Origin of the sequence: Salipiger bermudensis (assembly GCF_017309175.1) — a bacterium.
GTDB lineage: Bacteria > Pseudomonadota > Alphaproteobacteria > Rhodobacterales > Rhodobacteraceae > Salipiger > Salipiger bermudensis.
Window position 1 is genome coordinate 268,269 of the sequence record NZ_JAEKJV010000004.1, and the last position, 23,656, is coordinate 291,924.

Here is a 23,656-nt window from a genome sequence, read left to right on the forward strand (position 1 = left end):
GGGCGGCCACTCTTTCCAGACCAGAGGTCCGACCCATGCCCAGCATCCGACTTGCCGCGCGCTCCGCGCGGTCGGTGGCCCTATGTCTGCCACAACCCGGTGCGCGCTACACACTCTCCCCTGCCATTCCTTGGCAGCTGACGCGCGCCGGCGAGACCGTCGCCCGGGGCGTGGCGGCGCAGGTGGGTCTGGCGTTGCACGAACTCGCGCCCGCCACGCTCTACCATCTCGAGGCGGAGGGCTTCGCGCCCTTCGCTTTCGAGACCGCCGCTTGCGCCGGAATGGTGGACATCCGCGATCACGGCGCCATCGCCGACACGGCAGACACGCCCGAGGCGGCGGCCGAGACGGCCCGCGCCATCGCCGCGGCCATTGCCGCCGTGCCCGAGGGTGGCACGGTGCTGGTGCCGCCGGGGCACTATGTCGCCGGGCCCGTCGAACTGCGCAGCCGCATGACCCTGCACCTTGCCGAGGGCGCCGTGCTTGCCGCGCCAAGCGCGCGCGAGGGCTGGCCGATCCTGCCCGCCTGGCGGGACGGCGAGATGCTCGGCAGCTGGGAGGGCCTGCCGGAGCCCTGCTTCGCCGCGCCGCTCCACGCCATCGGCGCAAGCGACCTCACGATCTCTGGCCCCGGCACGCTCGACGGTGGCGGTGACCGCGGCGACTGGTGGACCTGGCCCAAGGAGACACGGCAGGGCGCGCGCCGCCCGCGTGGCCTGCATCTCATCGACTGCACCGACACCACGCTGCTGGGCTTCACCATCCGCAACGCCCCGTCCTGGACGATTCACCCACAGGGCTGCCAAAGGCTTTCCGCCGCCGCGCTGCGCATCGAGGCGCCGCATGACAGCCCCAACACCGACGGCTTCAATCCCGAGATGTGCGAGGATGTCGAAATCACCGGCACGCATTTCTCGGTCGGCGACGACTGCATCGCCATCAAGGCGGGCAAGCGCGGCCCCGATGGCGAAAGCGCCCATCTGCGCCCCACCACCGGCATCAGGGTGCAGCACTGCCTGATGGAGCGCGGCCATGGCGGCGTGGTGATCGGCTCGGAGATGTCGGGCGGCGTGAGTGATGTGACGGTGGCGCATTGCGAGATGCGCGGCACGGACCGGGGCCTACGGATCAAGACCCGCCGCGGCCGTGGCGGCAAGGTCGAGGAGATCCGCTTTCACGACGTCACGATGGAGGGCGTGCAGACCGCCTTCGCCGCCAACGGGCATTATTTCTGCGACCCCGACGGCCATGCGCCCTGGGTCCAGGACCGCGCCCCCGCGCCGGTCGGCACGGGCACGCCGCATGTCGGCAGTATCGTGATCTCCGACGTGGAGATCAGCGGCCTGGCCCACGCGCTTGGCGCCTTTCTTGGCCTGGCAGAAGCCCCCTTCGGGCCGATCACGCTCGAGCGGGTGCGCGTGCTCTCGCATGACCCGGCAGCCCGGCCCGCACCACCACTGATGGCCGCCGGCGTCACCCCGCTCAGGCATGCAGGCCTGCTTGCCGAACAGGCCGAGATCATCGCCCCCGGCCTCCAGATCCAGCCCGGCGGCCTGACAGCCGCCGACTCCCTCGAAACCGCCAGAGCCCCGGAGCGCCAATGACCCCTTTCTCCTATTTCGACGCCTTCGCCAGCCGCTACGAGCATTACAAGGACGGTCGCTGGTGCTACGAGGATGGCTGCATCTATCGCGGGCTCGTGCTGCTGCACAAAGCGACCGGCGAGGCGCGCTGGCGCGACCACCTGTTGCGGCTGACCGGGCCGCAGATCGCCGCCGACGGCACGTTGCAGGGCTTCGATCCGGACGAGTTCAACATCGACAACATCCTCGCCGGGCGCTGCCTGTTCCACCTTGCCGACGAAACCGGCGACCCGCGTTACATGGCCGCCGCCGACCGGCTGGCCGATCAGCTCGCCGCTCATCCCCGCACCCAAGCCGGCAATTACTGGCACAAGAAGCGCTACCCCGAGCAAGTCTGGCTCGACGGCATCTACATGGGCCTGCCGTTTCAGGTCGAATACGCGCAGCGTCGCGACCGGCCCGAGCTGATCGACGACGCCATGGCCCAGCTCGAGCGCGCGCTTGCCCTCACCGCGGGGCCGGCGGGGCTTTATGTGCATGGCTACGATGCGGTGCGAGCGCAGGACTGGGCCGACCCCGAGACCGGGCGCTCGGCCGCGGTCTGGGCGCGTGCGGTGGGCTGGCTCGCCATGGCGCTGGTCGATCTGGCCGAGCTCGTCCCCGAGCGCGCGCCACTGCCCCGCACCAAGGCGCTTCTCGACGCGGTTGTGGCGCAGCAGGCGCCCTCGGGCCTCTGGCCGCAGGTGCTCGACGCGCCCGCGCTGGACGGCAATTACGAGGAAAGCTCGGCCTCTGCGATGTTCGCTTATGCCCTGCTCGGCGCCGCCCGTCTGGGGCTGACGCCCGAGGCTGTGGCGGGGCGCAGGGCGTGGGAGGCGCTGGTTTCGACGCGGCTCGAAGAGACCAGCGGCGTCACCCGGCTGACCCGGATCTGCCACGTGGCGGGGCTTGGAGGGTTCGAGGGCGTCTATCGCGACGGCTCGCCGGGCTATTACACGCGCGAGAAGATCGTCGCCGATGACGCCAAGGGCGTCGGGCCGCTGATGATGGCCGGAGCGGAAGTCGTGCGGGCGGGGCTGGCGGCCGAAACCGCCTGACCCCCGCCGAGCGCCGGCCCCTCAGGCCGGCGCGAAACCGAAGAGCGCGCGCGGCGTGTCGACCAGTGTCATGCGCCGCGCCTCGTCATCGGGCAGCCACGACATGGCAAGATCGAGCAGATGCGCGTCGTCGGGATAGTCCTCGGTCTTTTGCGCGGCGTTGTGCGGCCAGTTGGTGCCCCAGACGATCCGGTCCGGCGCGTGCGCCCCGATCTCGCGCGCGACCTCGGCGATGTCGGGGAAATCCGGCCCGCCGCTGCGCGAGCTTTCGTAGCAGCCCGCGAACTTGAACCAGCAGCGCCCGCCATCGAGCAGCCGCTTGATGACATCCACATGCGCGGACGTCGCGCCGGCGAAGATCTTGGCGTGATGATCCAGCACCCAGCGAGACTTCAACGCCGCGAGACGCGACTCGAGTTCTGGCAGGGCCGAGCCGTCGAACTGCACCGCCAGCATCCAGCCAGCGTCGGCGGCGATGGCATCCACCGCCTCGAGCGCGTCGAGCCCGACCGCGCCGCCGGGCAGGTCCATGATCCGCGCCCCCACGATGCCGCCCTCCGAGAGCCGCGCGATCTCGGCCTCAGTGGTCTCCGGCGTGATCACGCCCACGCCCCGGGCGCAGTCGCCCATCTGGGCCAAGCAGGCCAGCAGGCTGGCATTGTCGGTGCCATGCGCGTTGCCCTGGGTGACCACCACCGCGTCGAGCCCGAGCCAGCGCATGGTCTCGCGATACATATCCGGCGTCGGCAGCGGATCGGCCGGCCGACCCGTGCCGTCTTCGCGCATGGCAAAACCCGGCAGGTACATGTGCATCTGCGTGTCGACCGCGCCTTTCGGCATCGGCGTCCGGGGCTTCGCTCCCGAGAGCTTTCGGTCGATCATGCCGCCTCCGGTGCAAAGCGCGCCAGCGCGGCGCGGTCGATCTCGATGCCGAGGCCGGGCGCGTCGGGGATGCGGACCACACCCTGCTCGTGCTCGATGGGGGTCGTCACCACCGCCTGCCGGAACGGGTTGTGGGTGCGGTCGAACTCCATGATCGGCTCGACCGGGTTGACCCGCACCGGGTTCGGCACCATCGCCGCCATGAACTGCAGCGCCGCCGCGATCTGCACCGCGGTGCCCCAGACATGCGGCACCAGCCGCACCCCGTGCAGGGTGCAGAGATCCGCCACCCGTCGCGCCTCGGTGAAGCCGCCGACCCCGCAGAGATCCGGCTGGGCGATGTCGACGCAGCCCGAGGCCAGCGGCTCGGCAAAGCCCCAGCGGGTGTGCCAGGTCTCGCCGCCCGCAACCGGGATCGGCTGGCTTTCGCGGACCTTGCGATAGGCGGCGAGCTGCTCGGGGACCACAGGCTCCTCGAACCAGTCGATGCCGTACTTCGCAGCACTTTGACCAAGGCGGATCGCCTCGATCGTGTCGTAGCCGTGATTGGCGTCGATCATCAGCCGGGTCTCGGGACCGATGGCCTCGCGCACCGCCTCGATCACGCGCAGATCCTCGTCGACGCCGAAGCCGATCTTGATCTTCACCGCGTGGAAGCCGGCCTTGACGTGGCCGGCGCATTCCTCGGCATTGTCGGACACCCGGTCGACCCCATCGCGCTTGAACGAGCCGGTGGCATAGGCGCGCACGCTGTCGCGCCAGCGCCCGCCGAGCAGCACCGAAACCGGCTGGCCAAGCGCCTTGCCCTTGATGTCCCAGAGCGCGATGTCGATGGCCGAAAGCGCCGTCACCGTCACCCCGCGCTGCCCCTGATCGCGCAACGCGTTGTAGAGCGTTGCCCAGACCTTCTCGGTCTCGAGCGCGTTCATGCCCTTGAGCCAGCCGGCATAGGCGGCGATGGCGGCGGCATTGGGCCCGGCCGGGCCGAGCGCCTCGCCCCAGCCGGTGGTGCCGTCCTCGCAGATCACCTCGACCAGCAGGTGCACCCGCTTGTCGAACCGCATCGAGGCGCTCTCGAAGGCGGTGTCGAGCTTGTGCTCGAGCAGATGCGTGCGGATCTCGGCAATCTTCATGCGTGTGCCTCGATCAGGTCCTTCAGGATCTCCTCCTCCTCGCCGGTGAGATCCGACAGCGGCGAGCGCACCGGCCCGGCATCGAAGCCCACGAGACGGACACCGGCCTTGATGGCCGCGACCGCATAACCCTTGCGGCGGGCGCGCAGCTCCATGAATGGATAGAAGAAGCTCTTGAGGATGTCCTCGCATGTGGCGCGATCGCCGGCCCGCAGCGCGGCATAGAACCTGTTGGCCAGCGCCGGGACGAAGTTGAACACGGCGGAGCTGTAGGTTGTGAATCCGGCGCCGAGATAGGCCTCGGCGAAGAGCTCGGCGGTGGGCATGCCACCGAGATAGGTCAGCCGGTCACCCATCTTGGCGGTGACCTGACGCACCAGGCCGATATCGCCGGTGCCGTCCTTGAAGCCCACGAGGTTGGGGCAGGCATCGCAGAGCCGGGCCAGCGTGTCGGCTTGCAGCACCGCGTTGTCGCGGTTGTAGACCATGACCCCCATCCCCGTCGCATCGCAGACCGCCTTGACGTGAGCGTAGAGCCCTTCCTGCGGCGCGTCGATCAGGTAATGCGGCAGCAGCAGGATGCCGTCGCCGCCGGCGGTCTCGACCGATTTCGCGATGCCCACGGCGATCTCGGTGCCGTAGCCGCAGCCCGAGACGATGGCGGTGTCGCCGGCGGCCTCCTTGGCGGCGGAGACGATGGCCGGGATCTCCTCCGGGGTCAGCGAGAAGAACTCGCCGGTGCCGCCGGCGGCGAAGAGCACCGGGGCGTCATAGCCCGAGAGCCATTCCACATGCGCCTTGTAGGGCTCGGGGGCGAAGCGATTCTCGGCGTCGAACGGCGTCACCGGGAAGGAGAGAAGGCCCGATCCGAGGGCGGTCTTGATCTGTTGCGGGTCCATTGGGCAGTCCTCTATTGGCGGGGTGCAGGGGCGCTGCCCCTCTTGGCCTGCGGCCAATTCACCCCGGGATATTTTCGGCCAGAAGAAGAGCGGGCCGGGTGAGAGGGGGCGCCGTCATGCGGGGCGCCCCACGGCTGGGTCAGGTCAGGTCGTCGGGCAGCACGCCTTGGGGGATGTTTTGGTAGCAGACCGGGCGCAGGAAGCGGCGGATCGAGAGCGTGCCCACGGAGGTGGCGCCGAAGTTCGTGCTGGCCGGGTAGGGCCCGCCATGGACCATGGTGTCCGCGACTTCGACGCCGGTGGGGAAGCCATTGACCAGAACCCGGCCGGCCTTGCGCTCGAGGATCGGCAGCAGCGCGCGGGCGTCGGCGGTGTCGCCCTCGTCCATGTGGATGGTGACGGTGAGCTGGCCCTCGAAACCACGGGCGAGCTGGGCCATCTCGGTCTCGGAGGAGACGCGGATCACCAGCCCGAGCGGGCCGAAGACCTCTTCCCCGAGCGCGTGGTCCTGCAGGTAGCTGGCGGCATCGGTCTGGTAGAGGTTGGGCCTGGCGTTGCGGCCCTCCTGCTCGGTGGTCAGCACCGGCTTGACGGTGTTGCGCCCGTCGAACCGGGCCTTGCCGTCGCGATAGGCCTGGGCGATGCCCTCGGTCAGCATGACTTGTGCCGGGGCGTCGGTGAGCGCCTTGGCGGCGGCCTCGACGAAGGCGTCGCCCTCGGCACCGGTGCCGATCACCGCGATGCCGGGATTGGTGCAGAACTGGCCTGCCCCCATGGTGAGCGAGCCGGCCCAGCCGCTGCCGATCTCGGCGCCGCGGGCGCGGGCGGCCTCGGGCAGGACGAACATCGGGTTGACCGAGCCCAGCTCGCCGAAGAACGGGATCGGCTCGGGACGCTGGGCGCAGAGATCGAACAGCGCGCGACCACCGCCGAGCGAGCCGGTGAAGCCCACCGCCTTGATCAGCGGGTGCTGGACCAGCGCCTGACCAACATCGCGCTTGCCGCCCTGGATCAGCGAGAACACGCCCTCGGGCATGCCGCACGACGCGATGGCGGCGTGGATCGCCTCGGCAACGATCTCGCCGGTGCCGGGATGGGCCGAGTGGCCCTTGACCACCACCGGGCAGCCGGCGGCCAGCGCCGCGGCGGTGTCGCCGCCGGCGGTGGAGAAGGCCAGCGGGAAGTTCGAGGCGCCGAACACCGCCACCGGGCCGATCGGGCGCTGCATCATCCGCAGGTCGGGGCGCGGCAGCGGCGCGCGGTCGGGCAGCGCTTCGTCATGGCGGCGGTCGAGATAGTCGCCCTTGCGGATATGCTCGGCAAAGAGCCGGAGCTGGCCGGTGGTGCGGCCGCGCTCGCCCTGAAGCCGGGCCTCGGGCAGGCCGGTCTCTTGGGTGCCGATCGCGGTGATCGCCTCGGCGCGGGCCTCCATCTCGTCGGCGATGGCGTCGAGGAAGGCGGCGCGCTCTTCGCGGGTGGTGTAGCCGTAGCTCCAGAACGCCTCCTCGGCGGCCTCGCAGGCGCGGGTCACCAGCTCGGGCGTGCCGATGCTGAACCCGTGCGCGGGCCCGTGGGCGGGCTCGGAAGTGAAGGTCGCGTCCGAGGCGACCCAGTCTCCGGCGATCAGGTGCTTGCCGTGGGGGGTGAAGGTTTCGTCCAGCATGTCAGTCCTCCTTGCGGGATGGATGAATGGGTTCATCGGTGAAGACGCCGCCCTGATAGCGGGCGACCGCTTCGTTGGGGTCGGGGCGCGGCACGGTGCGGGCGATCTCTTCGGCGAAGGCGGCGGCGTTGTCCCTTGGCCGCCAGCCGAGGAAGGCCGCGTGGGCATTGTCCCACCAGCCGTGATCGTTGGCCGAGGCCCCCCAGACCATGGTGCAGCCGAGCCGGGGCGCGGCGAAGACCGCGGCGATCAGCGAGACGAAATCGTCTTCGCTGAACCAGGTCGCCAGCATGCGCCAGTTCTCGGGCTTGGGGGTGCAGGAGCCGATGCGCACCAGCGCGCTCTCCTGCCCGAACTTGTCGTGGTAGAGGCTCGCCACCGCCTCGCCGAAGATCTTCGACACGCCATAGAGGCCGTCCGGCCGGTAGGGCGCGGTGTGATCGAGCCGGGTGGTCTGGTCGTGGTAGCCAATGGTGTGGTTCGAGGAGGCGAAGACGATGCGCGGCATGCCATGCGCGCGCGCCGCCTCGTAGAGGTTGTAGACGCCGCGCAGGTTGGCGGCCTCGATCAGGTCGAAGCTGCGCTCGACGCTGATGCCGCCGAGATGGACGATGCCGTCGCAGCCCTCGACGAGGCGCATCACCGCGTCGCCGTCGCTGAGGTCGCAGGGCACAACCTCTTCGCCAGCCCCCGCGGGGGGCATCTCCGCCACGTCCGACAGGCGCAGGATCTTGGCGTGGCCGCGCAACTTGTCACGCAGCATGGTGCCCAAGGTGCCGGCGGCGCCGGTGATCAGGATACGGTTCATCATCTGTGTCACTCCATCAGCCCGGGCAGGGTCATCGAGAAGGCAGGCACGTAGGTGACCAGCATGAGCGCGCCGAAGATCGCAAGGTAGAAGGGCCAGATCGTCCGCACCGCTTGATCGATCCGCACGCCGCCGACGACGCAGCCGACGAAGAGGCAGGCACCCACGGGCGGGGTACAAAGCCCGAGCCCGAGATTCATCATCAGGATGACACCGAACTGGATCGGGTCCATGCCGAGGCCCACGACCACCGGCAGGAAGATCGGCGTGGTGATCAGGATCAGCGCCGCCATGTCCATGATCATCCCCAGCCCGAGCAGAACGAGGTTGAGCAGCAGAAGGATGACGATCGGGTTGTCAGAGATCCCGGTCACCGCGGTCGCCAGAAGATCGGGCACGCGGTAGAGCGTCAGCAGGTAGGAGAAGGCCGAAGCCGTCGCCACCAGCAGCATCACCAGCGCGGTGGTGCGCACCGAGGTCACCACGGCGGCGCGGAACTTCTCCCAGGTCAGCTCGCGGTAGACGAAGACCGTCACGAGGATGGCCCAGATCGCGCCGAACGCGCCGCTTTCGGTGACGGTCATCACGCCCGACAGCACGCCGCCGACGATGATCACCGCGGTCATCAGGCCCGGCAGCGCCACGATGGTGGAGATCGCCAGCGACTTGAAGCCCGGGAAGGTCTCGGCCGGGTAGCCGCGCTTGACCGCGACCACATAGGCCACCAGCCCGAGGCAGAGGCACATCAGCACGCCGGGCACGATGCCCGCGATGAACAGCTTCGAGACCGAGACGCCGCCCGCCGCCACCGCGAAGAGGATCATGTTGTGCGAGGGCGGAATGACCACGCCCGCCACCGACGATGTCACCGTGACGTTGACGGCATAGTCGGGATCGTAGCCCTTTTCCTTCATCACCGGCATCAGGATCGAGCCGAGCGCCGAGGTGTCGGCCACCGCCGAGCCCGAGATGCCGCCGAACAGCATCGACGATGCCACGTTGACCACGCCGAGCCCGCCGCGCATCCAGCCGACCGCATAGCTCGCGAGGCGCACGAGCCGCCCGGCGATGCCGCCCTGCATCATCAGCTCGCCGGCGAAGATGAAGAACGGGATCGCCAGCAGCGAGAAGACCGAGATCCCCGACAGCACGCGCTGGAAGCCGATGAAGAGCGGCAGGCCCTCGTAGAGGAACCCTCCCACCGTGGCGAGCCCGAGGGCAAAGGCCACCGGCATGCCGGTCAGCAGGCCGAAGAAGAACAGCCCGAAGAGAAGTGCCAGACCCATGGGTTCAGTCCTTGCCAGTCAAGTCTTGGCGGTGGCCAGCGCCACCGCTTGATACAGTGTGAAAATCGTCGTCAGCGCGCCGCAGATCGCCATAGGAACTGCCCGCAGCCCCTCGGTGACGCCCAGCATCGGAACGCGGCGGGGCCAGAGGCTCTGGGCCAGCGTCCAGCCCTGCCAGAACAACACGATGCCGAAGACCAGCATCCCCGCCAGCGCCATCCAGTGCAGTGGCACGCGCAGGACCGACGGCAGCATCTCGCGGATGAACTCGATGGAGAGGTGACTCTGCGTCCAGACCCCGGCGGCGCCGCCGAGGAAGGTGATCCAGACCACCAGCAGAAGCGCCACCTGCTCGACCCATGTAGGGGTGTCGTTCATCACGTAGCGCCCCCAGACCAGCCAGCCGAAGATCGCCACCAGCACGACCAGCCCGGTCCCGGCCACACCGACGCAGCCCTTGGCGAGCAGATCCAGCGCCCGCTCCACCGGCCCCATATCGGCGACTGCCTTGTCCTGAGGTAACATCGCCCCCTCCCTGAATGCGGCCCCGAGTGCGGCCCATGAGTCCTGAGTGCGTCAGACCCCGGCCCGAAGGCCGGGGCGCGCGACGATCTTACTCGACCGCCTGGATGTCGCGGATCAGCTGCTCGAGATCCGGGTTCGCCTCGATGAACTTGGCATAGACCGGTTCCATCGCGGTCTGGAACGCCATCGGATCCTCGACCTCGTTGATCTCGACGCCGGCCTCCGAGACCTGGGCACGGGAGGCGTCGGAGCGCTCGGCCCAGAGCTGTCGCTGCTCCTCGGCGGCGGCAATCGCGGCTTCGCGCACCAGTTCCTGATCTTCGGGCGAGGTGTCATCCCACACCGACTTGGCGACGCAGATGCACTCGGGGATGATCAGGTGGTTGGTGATCGAGTAGTACTTCGCCACCTCGTAATGGTTGGACGACTCGAAGCTCGGGTAGTTGTTCTCGGCGCCGTCGATCACGCCGGTCTTGAGCGACTGGTAGACCTCGCCATAGGCCATCGGCGTGGCGTTGCCGCCAAGGCTGTCGACCATCTGCACGTAGAGGTCGTTGCTCATCACACGGAACTTCAGCCCGTCCATGTCGGCGGGCGTCATGATCGGCTTCTTGGTGTTGTAGAAGCTGCGCGAGCCGCTATCCATCCACGACAGCGCCACGATGCCCGCCTCGGACAGAGCATCCGAGAAGCGCTGGCCGATTTCGCCATCCATCGCCGCGTGCATGTGATCGACATCGCGGAAGATGAACGGCAGCGACAGCACGTTGGTGGCGGGCACGATCTCGCCCATCGGGCCCATGTTGAAGTTGCCGACGGCAATGGCACCGGCGCGCAGCTGCTCGATGGCGTCGGGCTGGGCGCCCAGCACACCACCCGGATACACCTGCGGCTCGATGCGGCCCTCGGTGGCGGTAGCGACATCCTCGGCAAAGCTCTCGAGCGCGGTCACGTTCGGGTAGCCCTCGGGGTGGATCGCCCAAGTGCGCCAGGTCTCGGCCATGGCGGGGGTGGCAAGCAGCGCGAGCGCAAGCGCGGAAGTGGTCATACGAAACATGGTGTTGTCCTCCCTGACAGTCGGCAGAGTCGAGTCTGCCTGAGCGATATATGACCAACTTGTATGATAACTGTCAAGCGTCGCGAGAATGTCGATTATATTCACTTTATATCATACACTTACCCGAAAACCTTTCGCAGTTGCAGAAAGATCGCCATCAATATTGATATGACAGATTCTGCGACCCAAAGGAAAAGGGCCCCGTCACATGCGACGGGGCCCTGACAGCAATCAGGTGGCAGGGTCAGCGCGCCAGCCAGCCGCCGTCGACGTTGAGCACGGCCCCGGTGATATAGGTCGCCGCGGGCGAGGCGAGGAAGGCCGCGGTGCCGCCGATGTCCGAGGCATCGCCCCAGCGTCCGGCAGGGATGCGGTCGAGGATCGCCGCAGAGCGCTCGGGATCGTCGCGCAGGGCCTGGGTGTTGTTGGTCGCGATATAGCCTGGTGCGATGGCGTTGACGGTGATCCCGTGCGGCGCCCATTCATTGGCGAGGATCTTGGTCACCCCCGCGACGCCGTGCTTGGCCGCCGTGTAGGCGGGCACGCGAATGCCGCCCTGGAACGACAGCAACGAGGCGATGTTGATCACCGCGCCCGGCATGTCCTGCGCCAGCAGCGCCTTGCCGAAGGCCTGGCAGGTGAAGAACAGCGCCTTGAGGTTCACGTCCATCACGTCGTCCCAGTCGGCCTCGGAATAATCGACCGAGTCGGCCCGGCGGATAATCCCGGCATTGTTGACGAGGATCGAGATGCCCGCCCCGTCGAATATGTCTCGAGCGGCCATCGGGTCGGCGAAATCGAGCAGCAGGCTCTCACCCGAGCCGCCCGCCGCGGCGATCTCGGCGACGGTTTCATCGCAGGCCCGGCGCCCGGCGCAGATCACATGCGCGCCCTGCCCCGCCAGCGACACCGCGATGGCCTGCCCGATGCCGGTATTGGCGCCGGTCACCAGTGCCTTGCGCCCCTCCAGAGAGAATGCCCCGGCCATCAGCGCAGCTCCTTGGGCTGGATGAACTCCATGTCGGTGTAATCGACATTGTCGCCCGCCATGGCCCAGATAAACGTGTACTCGCCGATCCCGGCACCAGAGTGGATCGACCAGGTCGGCGACAGCACGGCCTGCTCGTTTGCAACGAAGAGATGCCGCGTCTCAGTCGGCTCGCCCATCAGGTGCAGAACCCGCGCATCCTCGTCCATGCCCCAGTAGAGATAGGCCTCCATGCGGCGGTCGTGGATGTGGCTGGGGATGGTGTTCCAGACCGAGCCGTCCTCGAGCGAGGTGTAGCCGAGGATCAGCTGGCAGCTCTCCATCACCTGCGGGTGGATGAACTGCTTGATGGTGCGCTTGTTTGAGGTCTCCGACGCGCCGAGCTTGACCTCGACACAATCGGCGACGGTCACCAGCCGCGAGGGCAGCGTCCGGTGCGCCGGGGCCGAGGTGATGTAGAACCGCCCCTGCCCGCCGAAGGTGACCGCGCCGCTGCCCATGCCGAGATAAAGCACGTCGCCGCGGTTCATCTCGTAGGTCTCTCCACCGGCCTCGACGGTGCCGGGCTCGCCGATGTTGACGATGCCCATCTCGCGGCGGTCGAGGAAGCTGTCGGTCTTGGTCTCCTCGACCTTGTCCAGCGTCAGCGTGCCGCCCGCGGGGACCGCGCCGCCCAGCGTGAAGCGGTCGTAATGGGTGTAGACGAGACGGATCTCGCCATCGGCAAACATCCCCTCGCCAAGGAAATGCGACCGCAGCGCGGTGGTGTCCATCCCCTTGGCATGGTCGGGGTGAATGGCGTGGCGGGTTTCGACGGTAAGCATGATCGATCCTCTTCCTTGATGTCCTCCGGCCGGGCGCGGCCCCGTCTGACAGCAGATTTTGTCAGACAGTCTTCCCCTGCCGCTCATTTCTGACATATGACTTGCATTATTTGTATGACAGATCAAGAGGCGATCGATTTGGCCCGCCACTTCCCTGCGGGGTGCCACTGATAACGCAGAACAACGTGCCGCCGAGCAGCCCGAGGTCGGGCGCGTCCGCCCACCACGGATGAAGCGCGCGCCTCTCCACTCATCGTGCAGCCACCAACCGAGCCGCGTCGGGCGGCACCGCGCCCGCCAAACCGCCCTACATGGTCAGCGTGACCTGTGCCGGTCGGAACCGCCAAAGCGGGCGCGAACGCCCAGCCGGAGCCTGTGGCAGACCAGCGCCTTTCGAGAAGGCTTTTGAACGCAACAGTTTACATCGGCAACCAAGCCGTGCATTTGCTTGACGCGGTAACCAGAGAATTTGTTAGCGCGCCCTGAACCTTTCCTGAGCTCGACAAGAAGTGACGCCAGAAGATGACCGCTGACCCTACCGCCTTTCGGGGCTTCGACGAGGCCCTGCGCCGGCTTTACCTTCTGGCGGTCGAACCGGACCTGTCTTTCGAGGACAAGGTCGGTCGCCTGCTCGAACTTGGCAGTGCAGCCCTCGGGCTCGAGCTTGGCATCGTCAGCGCGATCGACGAACAGGTCTACACCTGCAGCTTCGTTCATGGCCCGGACTGGGCGCCGGAGCCGGGCACCCGCTTCGACGTCGACGGCACCTATTGCCTTCACACGCTTCAGGCCAATGACGTCACCGCCTTCTATCACGCCGGCCAAGAGCACATCTCGGACCACCCCTGCTACCTGAATTTCGGCCTCGAGAGCTATATCGGCGCGCCGGTGTTTCGCGGAACGATCCGCCACGGCACGCTGAACTTCTCGAGCCCGGACCCGCGCCAGCAGCCGTTCTCCGCTCAGGAGCGGGAGTTCGTCGGGTTTCTTGCGCGCTGGCTCGGCAACGAGTTGCACCTGCGCGAAGAGCGGCGGCAGCTGCGCGCGCAGAGAAGCCTCTTTGCCGCCGTGATCGACGCGGTGCCCGAGGCCGTCATCGTGGCCGATCCCGACCGCCGCGTCTCGGTGGTCAACCCCGCCGTCCAGGAGCTTTTCGGCTACAGCCCCGACCAGCTTGTCGGGCGGCAGACAGCGGTGCTTTACGAGGCGCTCGACGACTACGAGGCCATGGGCAAGAAGAACTTCAACCCCGGCTCGCATTATCAGCGCGACCGCTTCGCCATGTCCTGTCGCCGGGCGGACGGGTCAGTCTTCGAAGGCGCGGTCTCCTCGGCGGATGTGCGCACCGAGGCAGGCGAGCATCTGGGCTATCTCGGGGTGATCCGCGACGTGACCGAGGAAAGGCGCTTCGAGCGCGCCAAGGACGCGTTGATCGCGACCGTCAGCCACGAGCTGAAGAATCCGATTGCGGCGCTTCACGGGGCGCTCCGCCTTCTTGCCGCACGCGAGACGGATCTGCCCGAGGAGAGCCGCAAGCTCCTCGAGATCGCGGAGCGCAACGCCGCTGCCATCGAGCGCATGACCGGCGACATCCTCGATCTCGAGAAGCTGCGCGAAGACGGCGATCGCGCGGATTTCCATGCGACGCCGCTGCTCCCGCTGCTCGATGACGCGCTTGAATCGATCCAGCCCTACGCGACCGAGCGCCATGTCCGTATGGAGCTGAAACCCGCAGCCCCCTCGCCCGCCCTGCCTCTGCACGCGGAGCGCATCCGGCGGCTGGCGTCCAACCTGATCTCGAACGCGATCAAGGCGTCGCCCGAGAACGGGCTCGTCACCGTCGGCCTGACCACGGACGGGCGCGGTTTCTGGGTGCAGGACCGCGGCCCGGGCATCCCTGTCGCGCTTCAGCCGAAGCTCTTCGAGCGGTTCTCGCGGGCCCCGAGCTACCGGGTCGACGAAGGCAGCGGGCTGGGACTGAGCATCGTGAAGGCGATCAGCGACCAGCATCTCGGCACCATCGACATAGAGACCGCGGAAGGCGAAGGCACCACCTTCACGGTGCGGTTCCCGGCGTCCGAGAGCGCGTCGCTCGACGCAACCGGCTAGCGCCGGCGAGAACGTGTCGGGCGGTCGCGACACCTGCCTGCGCGTACCCGGACCTGCCGATGACGATCGCAGCCGGGCAGCAGCTGCTCAGAGGCCGTCGAGATCAAGCCGGTAGACCCGCGCGGCGTTGCGCCCGAAGACGTCGCGCTTCTCATCCTCCGAAAGCCCCGAGAGGATGTGCTTGTAGGCGTTCAGCGTCGGGATGAACCCGGCAGAGCGGCTGTCGGGCGGGAAGTTGGATTCGATCATGCAGCGCCCGGGTCCGAAGGCTTCGATTGCGAGCTCCACATGCGGGCGCCACGCCTCGGCAAGCTCGGCATAGCCGATCACGTCCTCGCGCTTTTCGAAGCCGAAGCCCGGCACCGGCATCCCGAGCCCGCCGACCTTGCAGAACACGTTCGGACGCTCGGAGAAGACCTTGAGATCGGTGGACAGGCGCGCGAAGGCCTCCGAACGCTCATGATGGCTCATGTCGACGCCGACGAAATTGCCGATATGGTTGAGCACCACCGTCAGGTCGGGAAACTGGTCGACCAGCTCGGTCAGGCGTGGCAGTGCCGTGTCGTAGGCCGCCGCGTCATAGCTCAGCCCGCGCGCCTGCAGCTCTGCCAGCCCGAGCGGAAAACCCGCCGTTTCGAGCAGCCCCGGCGGCGGGCGGTTGGTCATGATGAACTGGAACGGCCGTTCGTCGGGATAGTCCAGGGTGACCTGCCGGATGCCGCGATAGCGGTCGGGAGCAGCCTGCATGCAGCGATCGAGCAGTTCGCCGACCTTCGAGCCGAGGCTCAGGTCGGCATGGCCGATGATCCCGGCGGCAACCTTGCAGGGGCCGTAGCGCCCGGTCGCCGCCATCGCAGCCATTCCGTTGGCAAACTCGACCTCACCCAGCGGGCGCAGGTGTTCGGGGCCGTCGGTGCGGGCAAAGCTCTTGGTCTCGCAGTAGATCGAGGCGACGACGTTGTGCCCGCCCTGCGCATCCTCGAGATACTCCTCGAGCATGTAGCGGTTGCCCGGCAGGTCGAAGAGATGGAAATGGCTGTCGACGATGGGCAGATCCGGGTCGAGGATGGGCTCGTCGCGGCCCTCGTTGCGCTTGGTCTTCATCGGTTTCCGTCCTGTCCTTCGGTCATCAAGCCGTGTCGAAATCCGCGTCCGAGACCGGCTCCAGCCAGTCCACCGCCGAGCCGTCCACCGCCTCGGTGATCGCGATGTGGGTCATCGCGGTGCTGGCCCCGGCGCCGTGCCAGTGTTTCTCGCCCGCCTCGAACCAGACCGTATCACCGGCCCTGACCTCGCGCACCTCGCCACCCCACGTGCCGACGCGCCCGGCCCCGGCGGTGATCACCAGCAACTGGCCGACCGGGTGGGTGTGCCACACCGTGCGCGCACCGGGATCGAACGTCACCGCGCCGACCGCGAGGCGCGACGGATCGTCTGCCACGTGGATCGGGTCGCGGCGGGCATGGCCGGTGAAGTTGCTCTCCGGGCCAAGGCTCGAGGGCTGGCTGCCGTTTTCCTTGATCAGCATCGGGTCTCCTCCTCCGCGTTTTTCCATCACACTAGGCGTTGCGGCAGGGCGTGGAAATGACGCCGGAGGGGGCCAGCCCGGGGTCCGGGTGCGGCCATAGGGATTCTCTATGCCACCTCTCGGGCACCGCAATGGCCCCGCAGACCGTTGCCCCGAAATGTACGAGAAGGCGCTGCCGCCGTCCCGGCCCCCAGCTCCGATCCTTTCCAGAGGGCGCGCCTTTGGCATCCGCCCCCTGATGCGCTTGGGGCTGCCGCCCCGCCCGCGATCCTCTAGGCTCGCGCCAACCATGCAGTTTGAAAGGGAGGGCCCGAGATGACAGATCTGGCCGATCAGGTGGCCGCGCTGGCGGCGGAGGTGACGCGGCTGCGCGATCACGAGGCGATCCGGCAGGCGGTCTATGCCTATGCGCGCGGCGTCGACCGGGGCGATGCAACGTTGCTCGACCCCGCCTTTCACGACGATGCCGAGGACGATCACGGCAATTTTCGCGGCAGCAAGGCGGATGCGATGGCAGCGCTTGCGAAGAGCGCGGCCAATCCCGCCGTCACCGCCTCGGTGCACCATATCGGCAACATCCTGATCGACCTGCGCGGCGACGTGGCAGACGTGGAGACCTACTTCATGGCGTCGCAGCGCCGCGAAGAGGATGGGCGGCTCTGGACCCGGATGCGGGTCGGCCGATATCTCGATCATTTCGTCAAGCGCGACGGGGCTTGGCGGGTGCTCAGCCGCAAGGTCATCGACGATTGGAGCCGGCTGGACGAGGTGGTGCAGACCGCCCGCGAGGTGGGCGCGGAGAACAACCATTGCAGCCGCGGCCCGGACGATCCCTCCCACGCGGTGACGGGCTTCGCCGATCTGCACCGCCACCCGCACGCGCGCCGGTCTTCGGAGAACTGACCTCCGCAGAACGAAAGCCCGGGCCTGAAACGACACCGCCCCGCCATCGATGATGGCGGGGCGGTTTTCTTTCGCGCGGAGCGAGGCTCAGTTCATCTGGTGCGGCAGCCAGAGCGACAGCGCCGGGAACAGCAGCAGGATCGCGATGGCGATGATATGCGCCACGAAATGCGGCCAGATCCCGCGGAACACCTCGCCCACCGGCGTGTCGGAATAGCGCGCCACCACGAAGGCGTTGAGCCCCAAGGGTGGCGTAACCATGCCAAGCTCGGCGGTCACGATGACGATCACGCCCCACCAGATCGGGTCATAGCCAAGGCTCAGCACCATCGGCACCACGATCGGCACGGTCAGCACGAGGATCGCCATCTGGTCGAGGAAGGTGCCCAGCAGGATGTAGATCAGCACCAGCACGATGATGATGCCCCAGCCCGGCAGCGGCAGCTCTCCGACCCAGCGCACCAGACTCTGAGTGGTCTGCGTCATCGCAAAGAAGGTCGAGAACACATGCGCCGACATCACGATGAGCGCGATCATGCAGGAGGTGCGCGCGGCCTTGGAGAAGACCTCGTAGACCTCGGCCGGGGTGCGGCGGGCGCGGGCGAAATACAGGATCGCCGCCCCGAAGGCGCCGAGCGCCGAGGCTTCGCTGGGCGTGGCCACGCCACCATAGATGGCGCCGGTCACCGCCAGCATCAGCAGCAGCATCGGCCCGATCAGCCGCAGCAGGTAGATCTTTTCGCGCAGCGGCACCTTTTCGCTGATCGGCGCGCGCTCGGGCTTCTGCCAGGCGAGGAAATACACCGTGAGCGCGATGGTCGAGGTCACGATGATGCCCGGAACGACGCCCGCCACCAGCATCTGCGCGATGCTCACATCGGCCAGCAGGCCGTAGACGATCATCGCCACGCTCGGCGGGATCAGCATCGACAGCGTACCCGAGATCGCCACCACGCCGGCGGCCATCGGGCGCTCGTAATCGTATTTCAGCATCGCCGGAAGCGAGGTCGAGGACAGGGTCGCGGCGGCGGCGGTCGAAGAGCCGCAGATCGCCCCGAACCCGGCACCGGCCAGCGCCGTGGCGATCCCCAGACCGCCGCGCACCCGGCCGAACCACGCCGCGGCGGTGCGGAACAGGTCGTCGGCGATGCCGGATTTGAGCACCAGCTCGGCCATCAGCAGGAACATCGGCACGGTGATGAACTCGCGGGTGATCGCGGTCTCACGCGGGAAGGAGGACAGGATTGCCATCATCGGCAACTCGCCCCCGATCATGTAGAGCCCGACGGCACCTGAAATCAGCATGGCGAAGCTGATCGGCGCGCCCACCAGCAGAAGGGCGAAGAGGATGAGAACTCCGATGAGCGGGATCATTCCATGGGCTCCCCATGATCGTTGACGTCGTCGTCGTGGCCCTGCGTGGCAAGGATCACGACGTGATAGAGAAGCCGGACGACGAGCAGCGCCGCGCCCAGCGGGATCCACAGATGGGAGAGCCAGCTCGGCCAGGAGATGTAGCCCGGGATGAACTCGTTATGGGTCCATGCGTCGGCGGTGTTGCGCCAGGTGCCGAGGGTCAGCAGCGCGAAGACCACTGCGGCGACCAGGCACCAGACGATGTCGAGCCAGGCCAGAAGCCGCTTGGGCAGCATGTCGCGCACGAGGGTGATGTTGACGTGATCGCCCGAGGTGAAGGTGCCCGAGAGGGCAAAGTAGATCCCCACCACCATCAGGTAGTAGCCGACCAGCTCGTAAGACCACTGCAGCGGCGAATTGAACAGGTAGCGCAGGATGGCGTCGAAGCTGACGATCAGCATGATCAGCGTGATGGCTGCCACGGCAATCAGCATCGACGCCTGTTCCAGGCGCTTGAGGAATTGGCCCATTCCTCGCCTCCTTCCGTTAGGTTGCGTTCGAGGGGCCATCCCGGCGCGAGGCCGGATCGGCGGCCGGCCGGGAGGGCGAAGACCAGGCCACGAAGCGCACTGCCCCGCGGCCCCGGTCGGGGAGGGTCAGATCACTCGATCTCTTCCGCGACGGCGCGGTAGGCCTCGAGAATGTCGGTCCCCGGGCGGCCACTGCGGTCCATTTCCTCGGCCCATTGCTCGGCCACCGGGATCAGCATCTCGTTCCAGCGCGCCGCTTCCTCCTCGGAGAGCGGGTGCACCTCGAGCTTGCCTTCCGCGACCAGTTCCTTCTCGCCGTTCTCGTCGGCCGCCTGAAGATACTCGCACATGTGCATGGTCATCTCCTCACCGGCGGTGGTGAGGATCTCCTGCAGCTCGGGGTCCAGGCTCTGGTAGGCGCGCTCGCTGATCGCGAAGAAGGTGCTGCCCGCGCCCATGCGGGTGCCGGTCACGGTGTGGTTGAGCACGTTCTCGAGGCCCACGAGCTTGGTCGACCCCGAGATCCACATGCCACCATCGACGGTGCCCCGCGCCAGCGCGTCGTAGAATTCGTTCGAGGTCACCTGCACCGGCGTGCCGCCCACCGCCGCGACGGTCTTGGCCATCGCACCGTTGGCACGCAGCTTCAGACCCTTCATGTCCTCGACGCTCTCGACGACGGCCTCGTTGGTCTGCACCTCGTAGGGGCGCAGCGTCATGACGTAGAGCGGGCGGATGCCGAGCGGCTTGTACTCCGCCTCGTAGATCGCGCCGCCGGGCTTGGCGAGCTCCCAGAACTGGCGGGTGCCCTCGCAGGAGGTGTCGTAATAGCCGGGAAGCTCGACCACCGAGGTCAGCGGCAGCTTCTCGACCTCGTAGCCCGGCACCAGCAGGCCGAACTCCGCCAGACCCGAGGTCACGACGGTGGTGCTTTCCTTGCCGAGCTGGCCGGCGTGGTAGATCTCGAAATCGATGGCGCCGTCGGTGGCCTCCTTCACCTTGTCGGTGAAGTTCTGGATCCCTTCGGTCATGTGCCAGTGGGTGCTCGGAAACACCTGGGTGACGCGGAACGTGCGCTCGTCGATTGCCGCTGCCGGCGCGGACAGCGCCATGGTCGACACAGCGCCGAGCGCCAGCGTTTTGATGGTCGTTTTGATCATTTTCGGACTCCTCCCGTGACTGCTTCCGGAGCGTGCAGGCTCCCGGATCCTCTCAATCCCGGTCGATGCTAGTGACGTCACGGCTGAACGGTCAATCGAGCCACGGGCGCTCCGGCTCTGGGCCTAACGAGCGCATAGGCAAAACCGCTGACTGAACTGCCGGTCACAATTTCCGGCTTGAAACAAAGGGGCTTGCAGCGCTTGATACCGTGGGAGGGACCTTGAATGTCGCCTGCCGAGCCGTGCGACGGGCGGAGGCCTCTCGCCCGCTGCTATTTCCGTGCGCTACGCGGCCTCCGGCCGCCGCAGCACGCGGAGAAGCCATAGGCAAAATTGAAGATTGATACCCTGCACTGCCGCACAAAATGCCCAAGGCAAGCGATCCTGTCGGGATAGCGCAAAAATATTTGCATTTGTTTCAGGGAATTGCACCCGCCAACCTTTTGCTGGACAGCGCGCGCCTCACAGCATAGACAAATCCTATTGCCGGAAACGGCACCAGCGCTCCGTCGACTTTGGGAGGAATTGACATGAGCCGCCACGAAAAGCCCGGGAGCAATCTCAACTTCAAGAGGCTTTCCTATTTTCTCGCGCTTGCCGAACACGGGTCGATCTCGGCCGCGGCCAACGCGCTCAACATGGCGCAGCCATCGCTGTCCGAGAACATCGCCAAGCTCGAGGACGAGCTCGGCACCAAGCTCGCCATCCGCGGCGCCCGCGGCGTGCAGATGACCGAGGCCGGCGTGGCGCTGGCCGAACGCGGCCGCGAGATCCTCAAGAGCGTCGGCGACATGATCGAGGAGATCCGCCAGATCGGCGGCGAGCCGCGCGGCACGCTCTCGATCGGCCTGCCGCCCTCACTGAGCATCCTGCTCAGCGTGCCGCTGCTCGAGACCATCCACTACGAGTTTCCGCAAATCAAGCTGCACATTGCCGAAGCGATGTCGGGCGACATCATCGAGTGGCTCAACACCGACCGGCTCGATCTCGGCTGCGTCTACGAGGCGCCCGACAACATCTCCTACGCGCTGCAGCCGCTGCTGACCGAAGAGATGTTCCTCGTCACCGCCACCGACAACTGGCAAGGCGAGCTCGGCCCCGACGGCGTGGCGCTCGAGCCGATCACCGCGGCGCAGCTCGCCGAGCTGCCGCTGGTGCTGACCAGCCAGACCCACGGCGCGCGCAAGCTCCAGGAGAAGTTTGCCCGCACCATTGGCGTCGATCTCAACGTCGTGGCCGAGATCGACTCGCTGCCGCATATCGTCGAGATGGTGAGCCGCGCCAGCGCCTACACGCTGCTGTCGCACGGCGCAGTGGTCAAGCAGGTGGCCGACGGCACGCTTGCGATGGTGCCGATCAAGGAACCGACGATCCGCCGCACCGCCTATCTCGCCCGCTCGCGCATGCGCCCGGTGACGCGGGCACGCACCGAGGTCGAATCCTTCATCCTCGAGATCATCGCCGAGATGGTCGAGCGCTACCAGCTGCGCGCCATCGTGTCCGAGGAGGTTGAGAAGATGAAGGACCAAGCCAAACCCGCCGAAGAGCCCGTCCCCGAAGAGACGTGATATCAAGTCTAGGTGGTGCCTATGGCACCGCCGGACAGGTTCCTCCCGACCGCCCGATGCGCCTATCCTGCGGTTCAGCAACACGGGGGCATTCCTGACGCCAACGGCCTGTTTCGCAACGAGTCTCCGACCCGCTGCGCGGCGCCGGGGCGCGGGACTCCCAAGGACGGAACCGCACCCGTCGGGCAGCTGCCGAGCCAGCGCCCGGGGCCGCTGAGGGAGGGCAAACGGAATGGATCTCGGAATCGCGGGAAAACGCGCACTGATCATCGGAGGAACCTCGGGTCTCGGGCTCGCCAGTGCCGAGGCGCTGGCGGCGGAAGGGGTCGACCTGGCGCTGTCGGCCCGCAATCCCGCCACGCTGGCCGAGGTCACCGCGCGGCTCGCCGGGGCGCACGGCATCCGGGCCGAGGGCTTTGCCGGCGACGTGACCTCGCAGGAGGACGTGCGCCGCCTCCGCGAAGAGGTCGAGGCGTCGGGCGGCATCGACATCCTCGTGCTGAACACGCCGCGCCCGCCGAGCCCGATGCGTGACTTCCTCGCCGAGACCGAGGATGCGCGCTGGGAAATGGCCTATCACAACCAGCTCGAGAGCGCGCTCTTCGTGCTGCGCCACCTGACGCCGCTGCTGCTCGACAAGGGCTGGGGACGCATCGTGGCGATCACCTCGGCCAGCGTGAAGCAACCGATGCCGCGCCATGCGGTGTCGTCGATCTTCCGCGCCGGAGTGCACGCTGCGCTCAAGCACCTTGTGGACGAGGTCGGCCCGCACGGGGTGACGGTGAACGCGGTCGCGCCGGCCACCGTGATCACGCCGACCTTCGCCAATTACCACAACCTCGACGCCCGCGTCGCGGCGATCCCGCTCAAGCGCCCCGGCAAGGGCGAGGAGCTGGGCGCGACGGTGGCCTTTCTCGCCTCGGACCATGCCGGCTTCATCACCGGAGAGACCATCCAGTTCGACGGCGGCATGACGCGGGCACTGCTGTGAGCGGCGGCGCATTTTCAGGGCGCACGGCCCTCGTCACCGGCGGTGCCAGCGGCATCGGGGCCGCGTCGGCCGCGCTGCTCGCGTCGCAGGGTGCGCGCGTGATCCTTGCCGATCTCGACGGCGATGCGGCACGGGCGATGGCGGCACAACTCGGCGGCCGCGGCGAGGCGCTCGACGTGACCGACGCCGCGGCGGTCGACGCGCTGCTCTCAGTGCTGGAGGCCGAGGGCTGGGGCCCCGATGTGCTGGTGAATTCCGCCGGAATGCGCGAGTTCGCCGACCCGCTGGAGATCACAGAGGCCGACTGGGCGCGGGTGCTGACGGTCAATCTCAGCGGCACCTTCCACGTCGCGCAGGGCGTGGCGCGGCGGCTCAAGACCGCAGGCAAGACTGGCGCCATCGTCAACGTCGCCTCGACCTCCGGTCTCGTCGCCTCCGAGAACCGCGCCGCCTATGTCTCGGCCAAGCACGGGGTCGTGGGGCTGACCAAACAGCTGGCGCTCGATCTCGGACCGGTGGGCATTCGCGTCAACGCGGTGGCGCCGGGCGTGATCCGCACCCCGATGACCGAGCTCTATTTCTCCGATCCCGACATGATTGAGCGCCTCAGGCGCGCCTACCCGCTGGGCCGCGCCGGAGCCCCGGAGGAGGTGGCCGAGGTCATCGCCTTCCTCGCCTCCGAGCGCGCCCGCTACGTCACCGGCACGGTGGTACCGGTCGATGGCGGCTACACTGCGGGGCGGCGCAAGTGAGCCGTCCCGGTCAG

22 protein-coding genes are annotated in these 23,656 nt (G+C 67.6%); 7 read left to right on the forward strand and 15 right to left on the reverse strand.

The genetic code is table 11. From position 1 onward, the window contains the following. Nucleotides 1-35 precede the first annotated feature (35 nt). Nucleotides 36-1,604: a polygalacturonase PglA gene (gene pglA, locus JF542_RS07670; protein ID WP_207075394.1), complete on the forward strand. Its 1,569-nt coding sequence runs from the start codon at nt 36-38 to the stop codon at nt 1,602-1,604. Further along, complete coding sequence (locus JF542_RS07675; protein ID WP_207075395.1) at nt 1,601-2,680, forward strand: glycoside hydrolase family 88/105 protein; 1,080 nt, start codon at nt 1,601-1,603, stop codon at nt 2,678-2,680. The genes pglA and JF542_RS07675 overlap by 4 nt, the downstream gene beginning before the upstream one ends. A gap of 21 nt (nt 2,681-2,701) precedes the next feature. On the opposite strand, the gene JF542_RS07680 is transcribed toward JF542_RS07675, so the two are convergent. The 10 genes from JF542_RS07680 to kduI all read right to left on the reverse strand — a co-directional run bounded on the left by JF542_RS07680 (nt 2,702) and on the right by kduI (nt 12,745). Next, on the reverse strand, nt 2,702-3,562 hold the full coding sequence (locus JF542_RS07680; RefSeq protein WP_207075396.1) for an amidohydrolase family protein: 861 nt from the start codon (nt 3,560-3,562) through the stop codon (nt 2,702-2,704). Continuing rightward, nucleotides 3,559-4,695, reverse strand: coding sequence for a mandelate racemase/muconate lactonizing enzyme family protein (locus tag JF542_RS07685; RefSeq protein WP_207075397.1), 1,137 nt, complete (start codon nt 4,693-4,695; stop codon nt 3,559-3,561). The genes JF542_RS07680 and JF542_RS07685 overlap by 4 nt, the downstream gene beginning before the upstream one ends. After that, nucleotides 4,692-5,594 (reverse strand): 5-dehydro-4-deoxyglucarate dehydratase, encoded by a 903-nt coding sequence (kdgD, locus tag JF542_RS07690; RefSeq protein WP_207075398.1) that lies wholly within the window; start codon nt 5,592-5,594, stop codon nt 4,692-4,694. The genes JF542_RS07685 and kdgD overlap by 4 nt, the downstream gene beginning before the upstream one ends. A 139-nt stretch (nt 5,595-5,733) precedes the next feature. Further along, entirely contained in the window at nt 5,734-7,257 is a 1,524-nt protein-coding gene (locus JF542_RS07695; RefSeq protein ID WP_207075399.1) for an aldehyde dehydrogenase (NADP(+)), read from the reverse strand. Between the two features lies 1 nt (nt 7,258). After that, on the reverse strand, nt 7,259-8,068 hold the full coding sequence (locus tag JF542_RS07700) for an NAD-dependent epimerase/dehydratase family protein (RefSeq protein ID WP_207075400.1): 810 nt from the start codon (nt 8,066-8,068) through the stop codon (nt 7,259-7,261). Between the two features lie 5 nt (nt 8,069-8,073). After that, complete coding sequence (locus JF542_RS07705) at nt 8,074-9,351, reverse strand: TRAP transporter large permease (RefSeq protein WP_207075401.1); 1,278 nt, start codon at nt 9,349-9,351, stop codon at nt 8,074-8,076. A gap of 18 nt (nt 9,352-9,369) precedes the next feature. Then, entirely contained in the window at nt 9,370-9,876 is a 507-nt protein-coding gene (locus JF542_RS07710) for a TRAP transporter small permease (protein WP_242533651.1), read from the reverse strand. An 88-nt stretch (nt 9,877-9,964) separates the two neighbouring features. After that, complete coding sequence (locus JF542_RS07715; RefSeq protein ID WP_007802060.1) at nt 9,965-10,933, reverse strand: TRAP transporter substrate-binding protein; 969 nt, start codon at nt 10,931-10,933, stop codon at nt 9,965-9,967. Nucleotides 10,934-11,177: 244 nt separating this feature from the next. Then, nucleotides 11,178-11,921: a 2-dehydro-3-deoxy-D-gluconate 5-dehydrogenase KduD gene (kduD, locus tag JF542_RS07720; RefSeq protein WP_207075402.1), complete on the reverse strand. Its 744-nt coding sequence runs from the start codon at nt 11,919-11,921 to the stop codon at nt 11,178-11,180. Next, complete coding sequence (kduI, locus tag JF542_RS07725) at nt 11,921-12,745, reverse strand: 5-dehydro-4-deoxy-D-glucuronate isomerase (RefSeq protein ID WP_040545646.1); 825 nt, start codon at nt 12,743-12,745, stop codon at nt 11,921-11,923. The genes kduD and kduI overlap by 1 nt, the downstream gene beginning before the upstream one ends. Before the next feature lie 522 nt (nt 12,746-13,267). Here kduI and JF542_RS07730 point away from each other — a divergent pair. Further along, nucleotides 13,268-14,854 (forward strand): GAF domain-containing sensor histidine kinase, encoded by a 1,587-nt coding sequence (locus JF542_RS07730; RefSeq protein ID WP_207075403.1) that lies wholly within the window; start codon nt 13,268-13,270, stop codon nt 14,852-14,854. 87 nt (nt 14,855-14,941) lie between these two features. Here JF542_RS07730 and JF542_RS07735 read toward each other — a convergent pair whose 3' ends face one another. Together JF542_RS07735 and JF542_RS07740 are read right to left on the reverse strand one after the other, a co-directional pair. Next, nucleotides 14,942-15,958, reverse strand: coding sequence for an amidohydrolase family protein (locus JF542_RS07735; RefSeq protein WP_207075404.1), 1,017 nt, complete (start codon nt 15,956-15,958; stop codon nt 14,942-14,944). Between the two features lie 25 nt (nt 15,959-15,983). After that, nucleotides 15,984-16,382, reverse strand: a complete 399-nt coding sequence (locus JF542_RS07740; RefSeq protein ID WP_207075405.1) for a (R)-mandelonitrile lyase — start codon at nt 16,380-16,382, stop codon at nt 15,984-15,986. A gap of 315 nt (nt 16,383-16,697) precedes the next feature. Here JF542_RS07740 and JF542_RS07745 point away from each other — a divergent pair, with 315 nt between their 5' ends. Then, a complete protein-coding gene (locus JF542_RS07745; RefSeq protein WP_207075406.1) occupies nt 16,698-17,285 on the forward strand; it encodes a nuclear transport factor 2 family protein in 588 nt (195 codons plus the stop codon). Nucleotides 17,286-17,372: 87 nt separating this feature from the next. On the opposite strand, the gene JF542_RS07750 is transcribed toward JF542_RS07745, so the two are convergent. The 3 genes from JF542_RS07750 to JF542_RS07760 form a co-directional block, all read right to left on the reverse strand. Continuing rightward, nucleotides 17,373-18,659: a TRAP transporter large permease gene (locus tag JF542_RS07750; protein ID WP_040545653.1), complete on the reverse strand. Its 1,287-nt coding sequence runs from the start codon at nt 18,657-18,659 to the stop codon at nt 17,373-17,375. Next, nucleotides 18,656-19,171: a TRAP transporter small permease gene (locus JF542_RS07755; protein ID WP_040545655.1), complete on the reverse strand. Its 516-nt coding sequence runs from the start codon at nt 19,169-19,171 to the stop codon at nt 18,656-18,658. The genes JF542_RS07750 and JF542_RS07755 overlap by 4 nt, the downstream gene beginning before the upstream one ends. Nucleotides 19,172-19,302: 131 nt before the next feature. Beyond that, nucleotides 19,303-20,331, reverse strand: a complete 1,029-nt coding sequence (locus tag JF542_RS07760) for a TRAP transporter substrate-binding protein (RefSeq protein WP_207075407.1) — start codon at nt 20,329-20,331, stop codon at nt 19,303-19,305. A 530-nt stretch (nt 20,332-20,861) separates the two neighbouring features. Between JF542_RS07760 and JF542_RS07765 the strand changes: the two genes are divergently transcribed. From JF542_RS07765 to JF542_RS07775, 3 genes are all read left to right on the forward strand, one after another. After that, nucleotides 20,862-21,899: a LysR family transcriptional regulator gene (locus JF542_RS07765; RefSeq protein ID WP_007802107.1), complete on the forward strand. Its 1,038-nt coding sequence runs from the start codon at nt 20,862-20,864 to the stop codon at nt 21,897-21,899. Nucleotides 21,900-22,131: 232 nt separating this feature from the next. After that, the gene (locus JF542_RS07770; protein ID WP_207075408.1) at nt 22,132-22,890 is read left to right on the forward strand and encodes an SDR family oxidoreductase; all 759 of its coding nucleotides are present in this window, start codon (nt 22,132-22,134) and stop codon (nt 22,888-22,890) included. After that, nucleotides 22,887-23,642 carry an SDR family oxidoreductase gene (locus tag JF542_RS07775; protein WP_207075409.1) on the forward strand — a complete coding sequence of 252 codons (756 nt, stop codon included), beginning with the start codon at nt 22,887-22,889 and terminating at the stop codon, nt 23,640-23,642. The genes JF542_RS07770 and JF542_RS07775 overlap by 4 nt, the downstream gene beginning before the upstream one ends. Nucleotides 23,643-23,656: the final 14 nt, after the last annotated feature.

Bases quoted from the DNA above. Each gene is read 5' to 3' on its own strand.
- JF542_RS07760 (WP_207075407.1), bottom strand. From the start codon at position 20,331: ATGATCAAAACGACCATCAAAACGCTGGCGCTCGGCGCTGTGTCGACC.
- kduI (WP_040545646.1), bottom strand. From the start codon at position 12,745: ATGCTTACCGTCGAAACCCGCCACGCCATTCACCCCGACCATGCCAAG.
- JF542_RS07765 (WP_007802107.1), top strand. From the start codon at position 20,862: ATGAGCCGCCACGAAAAGCCCGGGAGCAATCTCAACTTCAAGAGGCTT.
- JF542_RS07730 (WP_207075403.1), top strand. From the start codon at position 13,268: ATGACCGCTGACCCTACCGCCTTTCGGGGCTTCGACGAGGCCCTGCGC.
- JF542_RS07750 (WP_040545653.1), bottom strand. From the start codon at position 18,659: ATGATCCCGCTCATCGGAGTTCTCATCCTCTTCGCCCTTCTGCTGGTG.
- JF542_RS07740 (WP_207075405.1), bottom strand. From the start codon at position 16,382: ATGCTGATCAAGGAAAACGGCAGCCAGCCCTCGAGCCTTGGCCCGGAG.
- JF542_RS07770 (WP_207075408.1), top strand. From the start codon at position 22,132: ATGGATCTCGGAATCGCGGGAAAACGCGCACTGATCATCGGAGGAACC.
- JF542_RS07695 (WP_207075399.1), bottom strand. From the start codon at position 7,257: ATGCTGGACGAAACCTTCACCCCCCACGGCAAGCACCTGATCGCCGGA.
- pglA (WP_207075394.1), top strand. From the start codon at position 36: ATGCCCAGCATCCGACTTGCCGCGCGCTCCGCGCGGTCGGTGGCCCTA.
- JF542_RS07745 (WP_207075406.1), top strand. From the start codon at position 16,698: ATGACAGATCTGGCCGATCAGGTGGCCGCGCTGGCGGCGGAGGTGACG.
- JF542_RS07715 (WP_007802060.1), bottom strand. From the start codon at position 10,933: ATGTTTCGTATGACCACTTCCGCGCTTGCGCTCGCGCTGCTTGCCACC.
- JF542_RS07755 (WP_040545655.1), bottom strand. From the start codon at position 19,171: ATGGGCCAATTCCTCAAGCGCCTGGAACAGGCGTCGATGCTGATTGCC.
- JF542_RS07675 (WP_207075395.1), top strand. From the start codon at position 1,601: ATGACCCCTTTCTCCTATTTCGACGCCTTCGCCAGCCGCTACGAGCAT.
- JF542_RS07710 (WP_242533651.1), bottom strand. From the start codon at position 9,876: ATGTTACCTCAGGACAAGGCAGTCGCCGATATGGGGCCGGTGGAGCGG.
- JF542_RS07705 (WP_207075401.1), bottom strand. From the start codon at position 9,351: ATGGGTCTGGCACTTCTCTTCGGGCTGTTCTTCTTCGGCCTGCTGACC.
- JF542_RS07735 (WP_207075404.1), bottom strand. From the start codon at position 15,958: ATGAAGACCAAGCGCAACGAGGGCCGCGACGAGCCCATCCTCGACCCG.
- JF542_RS07685 (WP_207075397.1), bottom strand. From the start codon at position 4,695: ATGAAGATTGCCGAGATCCGCACGCATCTGCTCGAGCACAAGCTCGAC.
- JF542_RS07680 (WP_207075396.1), bottom strand. From the start codon at position 3,562: ATGATCGACCGAAAGCTCTCGGGAGCGAAGCCCCGGACGCCGATGCCG.
- kduD (WP_207075402.1), bottom strand. From the start codon at position 11,921: ATGGCCGGGGCATTCTCTCTGGAGGGGCGCAAGGCACTGGTGACCGGC.
- kdgD (WP_207075398.1), bottom strand. From the start codon at position 5,594: ATGGACCCGCAACAGATCAAGACCGCCCTCGGATCGGGCCTTCTCTCC.
- JF542_RS07700 (WP_207075400.1), bottom strand. From the start codon at position 8,068: ATGATGAACCGTATCCTGATCACCGGCGCCGCCGGCACCTTGGGCACC.